Origin of the sequence: Amaricoccus sp., from assembly GCF_036846665.1 — a bacterium.
Classification (GTDB): domain Bacteria; phylum Pseudomonadota; class Alphaproteobacteria; order Rhodobacterales; family Rhodobacteraceae; genus Amaricoccus.
In genome coordinates this window covers 1-8,379 of the sequence record NZ_DAIUBO010000176.1, presented here as the reverse complement: position 1 = coordinate 8,379, position 8,379 = coordinate 1, and the positions used below count along the sequence as shown (strand labels likewise).

9 protein-coding genes are annotated in these 8,379 nt (G+C 69.5%); all 9 read left to right on the top strand.

What is annotated here, in order from left to right; translation table 11 throughout:
• Nucleotides 1-215 (top strand): DUF2285 domain-containing protein (locus V7050_RS15340; protein WP_324410783.1); only part of this gene is annotated, 215 nt, incomplete at its 5' end.
• Between the two features lie 169 nt (nt 216-384).
• Nucleotides 385-666, top strand: a complete 282-nt coding sequence (locus tag V7050_RS15335; protein WP_324410781.1) for a helix-turn-helix transcriptional regulator — start codon at nt 385-387, stop codon at nt 664-666.
• Nucleotides 667-670: 4 nt separating this feature from the next.
• Nucleotides 671-1,129: a DUF2840 domain-containing protein gene (locus V7050_RS15330; RefSeq protein ID WP_324410779.1), complete on the top strand. Its 459-nt coding sequence runs from the start codon at nt 671-673 to the stop codon at nt 1,127-1,129.
• Nucleotides 1,126-1,635, top strand: coding sequence for a S26 family signal peptidase (locus tag V7050_RS15325; protein ID WP_324410777.1), 510 nt, complete (start codon nt 1,126-1,128; stop codon nt 1,633-1,635). The genes V7050_RS15330 and V7050_RS15325 overlap by 4 nt, the downstream gene beginning before the upstream one ends.
• Nucleotides 1,636-1,639: 4 nt before the next feature.
• Nucleotides 1,640-2,344 (top strand): lytic transglycosylase domain-containing protein, encoded by a 705-nt coding sequence (locus tag V7050_RS15320; protein WP_324410775.1) that lies wholly within the window; start codon nt 1,640-1,642, stop codon nt 2,342-2,344.
• 247 nt (nt 2,345-2,591) lie between these two features.
• Nucleotides 2,592-4,340, top strand: coding sequence for a relaxase/mobilization nuclease domain-containing protein (locus V7050_RS15315; protein ID WP_324410773.1), 1,749 nt, complete (start codon nt 2,592-2,594; stop codon nt 4,338-4,340).
• Nucleotides 4,341-4,355: 15 nt separating this feature from the next.
• Complete coding sequence (locus V7050_RS15310; protein ID WP_324410771.1) at nt 4,356-6,356, top strand: conjugal transfer protein TraG; 2,001 nt, start codon at nt 4,356-4,358, stop codon at nt 6,354-6,356.
• Between the two features lie 11 nt (nt 6,357-6,367).
• Nucleotides 6,368-6,778 carry a CopG family transcriptional regulator gene (locus V7050_RS15305; RefSeq protein ID WP_324410769.1) on the top strand — a complete coding sequence of 137 codons (411 nt, stop codon included), beginning with the start codon at nt 6,368-6,370 and terminating at the stop codon, nt 6,776-6,778.
• A gap of 151 nt (nt 6,779-6,929) precedes the next feature.
• Nucleotides 6,930-8,379, top strand: a 1,450-nt coding sequence (locus tag V7050_RS15300) for a DEAD/DEAH box helicase family protein (protein ID WP_324410767.1), incomplete at its 3' end; no start/stop codon positions are given.

Sequence of the window (8,379 nt, the reverse complement as noted above, 5' to 3'; positions counted from 1 at the left end):
GCGCGCTGGATGCGCGCGAGGCGCAGGCGGTCCTGCGCACCATCGCCGAGCATCTCTACGGCGCGGAGCGTGTCCGCGGCGAGCACTGGAAGACGAGCCCGCTGAAGGCCCAGGTCACGCGCCTGATCGCCCATGGCCGCCACCTCACCGAACACGGCTATCGTGCTCTTCTTCTTGGCCATAAGCCCACCGGCCGCGGCAAGCGCGGCGACTGATCCCCCACGCCAACGCCGATCCCATGCCGCCCGAGGCGTCCCTCGCAGGGGGTGACGATTTTCGGGATCGATCTTCGTCATCCCGCCTTCGCCCCGGTCTTCGCTTCACTGGCCCCCGGTAGTCCGCCGCATCCCCGCGACGGGCCAGAACTTCCGGAGGCCCTTTGCCATGCCCGATCCCAACCCCGCCCTGCCGCCGCGCTATCTGCGCACCCCCGAGGCGGCGCGCTTCCTCGGCCTTTCCGGCCGCACGCTGGAGAAGCACCGCACCTATGGCACCGGCCCGCGCTATTCCAAGATCGGGGGGCGGGTCGTCTATGCGCTCGAGGACCTGCAGGCCTGGGTCGCGCGCGGGACCAAGACCTCGACCTCGGACGGGCAGGGCGAGACCCTGCCACCCGCCAAGCGCCATGCGGCCCTCGCGCCCGCCTATCTGCGTCCGGAACGCTGAGGCCATGCGCACCACGGTCGACCTGACATGGGATGAGGGCCGCATCGAGCGCTGGATCCGTTTCGGCCGGATCGCCGAGGACGTGATCCTCACGCGGCGCGACCGGCGCGTGTCCTTCGATCCCGGCGCGGTCTTCGCGCTGGTCCGCTGGGCGTCGAACGACTTCGGCACGGTCGAAAGCCGGATCGACATCCTGCGCGCCGTCGTCCCCGGTGCGCCCTGCACGACGGTGCCTTTCGTGACGCCGGGGGGCGAGGTTCTGCTGCGCCTGTCCGGCTGGCCGAAGGTCGAGGCTGCGTTTGCAGCCATCGCACAGGTGGAAAGCTACGCCATCGCCCCCGAGGACGTCTGCCCCGACCACTGGCGGCATGTCCACAACCGCCTGACCGCCGGGCTTACGCCCCGCGTCTACACGCCGGCGCGGCATGCCGCCTGGCTCAAGCGCCGCGGACTGACGTCATGAACGGCGCGGTTTTGCCCCTTCTCGGCGCGGGCGCGGGTATCGCGCTCATCGCCGCAGCGCTGTCCGACCGGCCGCCGCGCATCCTCTGGAACGCGTCCGCCAGCCTGCCGATCGGTCTGTACGCCTTGGCTCCCCCGGGTCCGCTGGACCTCGGCGATCTGGTCGCCGTCGCGCTGCCGCCCGAACACGCCGAATGGGTCGCCGAGCGCAGATACCTCGCACAGGCAACCCTGCTAGTGAAGCGCGTTGCCGCGCTGCCGGGCGCCGAAGTTTGTCGCGTCGGCAGCGTGGTCGTGATCGACGGCAACACTGTCGCGACGGCCATGGAGACCGACAGCCACGGCCGTCCGATGCCCGCATGGGACGGTTGCGTAGCGCTGGCCGAGCACCAGCTGTTCCTCCTGCTGGCCGAGACACCGGACAGCCTCGATGGCCGTTATTTCGGCCCTACCGACGCAGCAACCATAGTCGCCCGGGCGCGCCCGATCCGGACATGGGGAGGGTGACGCGATGCGCCGAGCGTTACCCATCTTCCCGCGCTTGCCCTGCATCGGCACTGCAGCAGCGGTGCTGATCGTGGGCGCACTCTCCGCAGCCGCACCGATCCTTGCGCAGTCGCCTGATGGCACTCCGACCGCGTCCACTGTCCCCGATATCGACCGCCATATCGCCGAAGCCGCGCATAGCTTCGGCCTGCCGCCGCACTGGATCCGGGCCGTCATCGCCGTCGAAAGCGCGGGCGATCCGCGCGCGGTCAGTCGCGCCGGGGCCATGGGGCTGATGCAGGTCATGCCCGGCACCTGGGCGGAGTTGCGGGCCGCCCATGGCCTCGGCTCCGACCCGTTCGATCCGCGCGACAACATCCTCGCGGGCACCGCCTATCTGCGCGCGATGTACGACCGGTTCGGCTCGCCGGGCTTCCTCGCCGCTTACAACGCAGGCCCCGGCCGCTATGCCGAGCACCTCGCTACGGGCAGACAGTTGCCGCGCGAGACCCGCGATTATCTCGCGGCCCTCGCGCCGATCATCACCGGGGAAGCACCGACTCCGAACCCGCCGCAGCCGCGCACAGTAACGGCCGACTGGCGCGATTCTCCGCTCTTCGCGGGTGGTGCGCCTGCGCGTTCTGCGGATGCGGAGTCATCGCCTTCGGGTGAAGTTCCACCGGCATTTCCTGGCCTCTTCGTGCCGCTCCAGACCCGGAGGACGCCATGAGCGCCGGTTTCGCACTCTGGCGCGGTTCGGCCTGTGATGACGTGGCGCTGGCGGAAGGCAGCAGATCGGCGCAGAACCAACGGGAAGCATCGCCAGATAAAAGGCCTGGCACGGTGGCCAGGCATGCGGTTGTCGTCTGGCCGGTTTCACCGTGCCAGACGGGGGGCTGCCGTGCTCGCAGTTCCGGCAAGCCTCTGATCACGAGTGTATTTTACCGTGCCGACGCATGGGGCCGCGAGGTGATGCCATGACCCGCGGCACCGACGACCTGCGCCCACGCCCCGGCCGTATCCGCGACCATGGCCCCTCGGGCCGTCGCGCCACCCGCTTCGTCGGCGAGGTGCTGCGCGCGGCCCGCAAGGCCGGGCACACGGGGTCCCGCTTCGGCAATGCCGGGCGCGGCACCACCATCGGGCGCGGCCGCTTCGCCCGCAGCGCCGCCAGCCTCACCCGCGCGGCGCGCCGCGTTGTCGTCAAGGCCCGCGTGGTCCGGCATGCCGGGACGCGATACCGCTCGGCCCCGCTCGCCCGGCACATCGGCTATCTGCAGCGCGACGGCGTCGGCCAGGACGGGCGGGAGGCCGATCTCTTCGGTCGCGAGGGTGACGCCCTCGACCCCCGCGCCTTCGCGGACGCCTGCGCCGACGACCGCCACCACTTCCGCTTCATCGTCTCGCCCGAGGATGCCCACCGGCTCGAGGACCTGCGCGCCTTCACCCGCGACCTGATGGCCCGCGCCGAACGCGACCTCGGCACCCGGCTCGACTGGACCGCGGTCGATCACTGGAACACGGACAACCCGCATGTCCACATCTTGGTGCGCGGCAAGGCCGGGGATGGCCGCGACCTCGTCATCTCGCGCGACTACATCGCCCACGGGCTGCGCGCCCGGGCCGAGGAACTGGTCGGGCTGGAACTCGGTCCTCGCAGCGCGCGCGAGATCGCCACCGACCTGGCGCGCCAGGTCGGCGCCGAGCGCTGGACCGATCTCGACCGCTACATGCGCGCGCTCGCCGATGACCACGCCGGCGTCCTCGACCTGCGGCGCGGCACACCCGAGCCCTGCGACCCCGAGCTGCGCCGCCTGATGATCGGTCGCGCCCAGAAGCTCGAGCGGCTCGGCCTCGCCCTGCCGGTCCTGCCCGCGGTCTGGGAGCTGAAGCCAGGCGCCGAGGCAACCCTGCGCGACCTCGGGATGCGCGGTGACATCATCAAGACCATGCACCGCGCCATGGCCGGCGGGCCGGAGCGCCCGGCCTCGGACTTCGTGATCGAGGGCACGCCCGCCGCGCCGGTTATCGGGCGGCTCGTCGCGCGCGGGCTGCAGGACGATCACCACGGCACGGCCTACGTGATTATCGACGGCGTCGATGGGCGCGTCCATCACCTGCGGTTTCCGGACATCGAGGCGACCGGCGACACCGTGCCGGGCGGGATCGTCGAGACGCGGCTCTGGGCCCCGAAGGACAGTGGGCGGGCGCGGCTCGCCCTCGTCGGTCGCTCCGATCTCGATCTCGCCGCGCAGGTCGGCGCGGAGGGCGCAACCTGGCTCGACCGGCTGCAGCTTGCGCGCGACCGCGTGCCCCTCAGCGGATCGGGCTTCGGGGCAGAGGTGCGCGAGGCGCTCGACCAGCGCGCCGAGCGGCTGGTCGCCGCTGGGCTGGCGCGGCGGCAGGGCAACCGCGTGGTCTTCGCCCGCGACCTCCTCGCCACCCTGCGTGCCCGCGAGATCGACAGCGCTGCCACCCGGATTTCCGCCGACACCGGTCTCAGGCGCCTCAAGCCGCAGGAGGGCGATCCGGTCGAAGGCACCTACCGCCGCCGCCTCGATCTCGCCTCGGGCCGCTTCGCCATGATCGATGACGGGCTGGGCTTCTCCCTCGTGCCCTGGGTGCCGCAGCTCGACCGCCACCTCGGGCAGTCCGTCAGCGGCATGGTCGGCGCGGGCGGCGGCATCGACTGGACCCTTGGCCGCCGTCGCGGCCTCAGCCTCTGACCGGAAGGAATGCCCATGAACCGGACACGGCCCGATCCCTCTCCCGCCACCGCCATACTCTGGGGCCAGATCCTGATCGTCAGCCTCGTGGTCCTCGTCTTCCTCTGGGTCGCGACGCAATGGGTGGCCTTCCGCCTCGGCCACCAGCCCGCGCTCGGGTCCCCCCTGACCGACATCTTCGGCTGGCCGGTCTACCGCCCCTGGGACTTCTTCGTCTGGTGGTACTGGTACGACGCCTATGCGCCGGCCGTCTTCGTCGAGGGCGCGGTGATCGCGGCTGCCGGCGGACTCGCGGCGATCCTCGTCGCCATCCTCCTGTCTGTCCTGCGTGCGCGCGAGGCGCATGACGTCACCACCTACGGCTCGGCCCGCTGGGCGACGCCCGCCGATGCGGCTGCGGCCGGGCTCTTCAGCGAGGACGGCGTTGTCCTCGGACGGCTGGACCGGCGCTATCTGCGCCATGACGGGCCCGAGCATGTGCTCTGCTTCGCGCCGACCCGGTCGGGCAAGGGCGTGGGCCTCGTGATCCCGAGCCTGCTGACCTGGCCCGGCTCGGCCATCGTCCACGACATAAAGGGCGAGAACTGGCAGCTGACCGCGGGCTGGCGCGCCCGCATCGGCCCGGTGCTGCGCTTCGATCCGACCGACGCGGCGAGCGCGGCCTACAACCCGCTCCTCGAGGTCCGGCGCGGCGCGCGCGAGGTGCGCGACGTCCAGAACATCGCCGACATCCTCGTCGACCCCGAAGGCCAGCTTGAACGGCGCAATCATTGGGAGAAGACCAGCCATTCGTTGCTGGTCGGCGCGATCCTGCACGTCCTCTATGCCGAGCGCGACAAGTCGCTGGCAGGCGTTGCGACCTTCCTCTCCGACCCACGCCGGACGATCACGTCGACACTTACGGCGATGAAGCACACGGTGCATCTGGGCGACCGGCCGCATCCGGTGGTGGCCCAGGCCGCGCAGGAACTCCTGAACAAATCCGAGAACGAACGCTCGGGCGTGCTGTCGACCGCACTCTCCTTCCTCAGCCTCTACCGCGACCCGGTGGTCGCCGCTGCCACCGGCCGCTGCGACTGGCGCATCGCCGATCTGGTCGCGGGGCCGCGCCCGGTGACGCTGCACCTCGTCGTGCCGCCCTCGGATATCTCGCGCACCAAGCCGCTGGTCCGGCTGATCCTCAACCAGATCGGCCGCCGCCTCACCGAGGATCTGGAGGCCACCACGGGGCGCCATCGTCTGCTGTTCCTTCTCGACGAGTTCCCGGCGCTGGGGCGGCTCGACTTCTTCGAGAGCCAGCTCGCCTTCATGGCGGGCTATGGCCTCAAGGCCTTTCTGATCGCCCAGTCGCTGAACCAGATCGAGAAGGCCTATGGCCAGAACAACGCCATCCTCGACAACTGCCATGTCCGCGTCGCCTTCGCGACGAATGACGAGCGCACGGCCAAGCGCCTGTCGGACGCGCTCGGCACCACGACCGAGCTGCGCGCCATGAAGAACTACGCCGGGCACCGCCTGTCGCCCTGGCTCGGGCACCTGATGGTCTCGCGCCAGGAGACGGCGCGCGCGCTGCTCACCCCGGGCGAGATCATGCAGCTGCCGCCCGACGACGAGATCGTCCTGGTCTCCGGCGCCCCGCCGGTCCGGGCGCGAAAGGTGCGGTACTTCCTGGACGCCCAGCTGAAGGCCCGGGTGATCGCGCCGCCGGATGCGGCTGCGACGATGCGGCAGGGGCGTCTGCCGACCGACGACTGGAGCCAACTGGCCCCGATCGAAGCTCCGGCGCAGGCTACGGCTGCGGGTGGCGCGGGGGAGGAAGATGGCGGCCTCCGCCGCGCCCCGGAACTGGCCGAGCAAGAGGACGTTGCCCCGCAGCGTGTGCCCCCGGAGCCGGACTTCCCGAACCTGGACGACGACAGCGATGCCGATGCCGCTCGCGCCCGGGCGCTGCGCAACCGCTTCCGCACCGTCGCCCGCCAGGCCGCGATGGACCCCGACGACGGCATGGACCTGTAGGAGCCACCCCGATGCCCAAGGTGCGCCTGAACGCCTATTTCGACCCCGACATCTTCGACCGGCTCGAGGCCATGGCCACCAGCCGCCGGGTGCCGAAGACCCACATCGTCGAGGCCGCCCTTGCGTCCTTCCTCACCCCCGACGACGCTGACCAGCGCGAAGCCGCAATCACCCGCCGCCTCGACCGCATGACCCGCGCCCTCGAACGCCTCGAACGCGACCAGGAAATCTCCGGCGAGGCACTGGCCCTCTTCATCCGCTTCTGGCTGACCACCACCCCGCCAATACCCGACGACCTGCGCGAGGCGGCGCAGGCCAAGGGCAAGGAGCGGTACAATGGCTTCGTCGAGACACTGGGGCGGAGACTGGCGAAGGGGACGACGCTGGCGAAAGAAATATCGGCTGAGAGAATTGCGGAGTAGAATGGAATTTAGTTTTGACGGTGAATTCCTCTGGAATGAATTGCGTGTGGTCAGAATTCTTGTTTTCGTGATGACACTCCACGCCTCCTGATTGCGCTTCAAGCGCCGACGTTCCATGATGGGTCGATACGCCCTTCAGAGGACTGACTGCTTGCCGCCAACCGAAAACCAGACGCCCGAACAGATCGCGCGCGACCGGATCGACGGCCGCCTGCAGGCTGCTGGTTGGACCGTCCAGCACAAGGACGCCTTAGACTTCAGCGCGGGCCTCGGTGTGGCCGTCCGTGAGTATCAGACGGATATCGGCCCGGCCGACTACGTCCTGTTCGCCGATCGTCAGGCGGTTGGTGTTGTCGAGGCCAAGCCGGACAGCTGGGGTGCCCGGCTGACATCGGTCGAGGAGCAATCGGAGGGCTACGCCAAGGCCAAGTTGAAATGGGTTTCGAACGCAACGCCGTTGCCGTTCGTCTACGAAAGCACCGGCCAGATCACGCGCTTCACCAACTCGCGCGACCCGCGGCCTCGGTCGCGCGAGGTCTTCACCTTTCACCGCCCCGAAACCCTCAAGGCCAGGGCGCAAGCCCCACGGTCGTTCCGCGCGGGGATCGAGGCGCTGCCGCCCCTCAACACCGACGGCCTGCGCGACTGCCAGATCACCGCGATCAACCGGCTCGAAGCCTCGCTGAAGGCCGACAGGCCACGGGCACTGGTGCAAATGGCGACCGGTTCGGGCAAGACCTTCACGGCCATCACGCAAGTCTACCGGCTGCTGAAGCACGCCGGTGCCCGGCGCATCCTGTTCCTCGTCGACACCAAGAACCTCGGGGAGCAGGCCGAGCAGGAGTTCATGGCCTTCCTGCCCAACGACGACAACCGCAAGTTCACCGAACTCTACAACGTCCAGCGCCTCACATCACCCTACATCGCCGGCGACAGCCAGGTCGTGATCTCGACGATCCAGCGGATGTACGCGACCCTCAAGGGCGAGCCCATGGACGACGCGGCCGAAGAAGAGAACCCGGCCGAGCGCACCTGGCAGCGCCGCGAGCCGCTGCCCGTGGTCTACAATCCTCGTCTGCCGCCCGAGTTCTTCGACGTCGTCATCATCGATGAATGCCACCGTTCGATCTATAACCTGTGGCGGCAGGTCATCGAGTATTTCGACGCCTACCTGATCGGCCTGACCGCCACGCCCGACGCCCGAACCTACGGCTTCTTCCAGAAGAACGTCGTGAGCGAATACACCCATGAGAAGGCCGTCGCCGACAAGGTCAATGTCGGCAACGAGGTCTATCTGATCGACACCCAGGTCACCCAGGCCGGCGAGACCCTGCGCGCCCAGCAGGTCGTCGAGCGGCGCGAGCGCGAGACCCGCGCCAAGCGGTGGGAAACGCTGGACGAGGAGGAGGCCTACGCCGCCACCCAGCTCGACCGCTCGGTCGTCAACTTCGACCAGATCCGCACCGTGATCCGCGCCTTCCGCGACAAGTGGCCCGAGATCTTCCCGGGCCGCAAGGAACTGCCGAAAACCTTGATCTTCGCCAAGACCGACAGCCACGCCGACGACATCATCCAGACCGTCCGGCAGGAGTTCGGCGAGG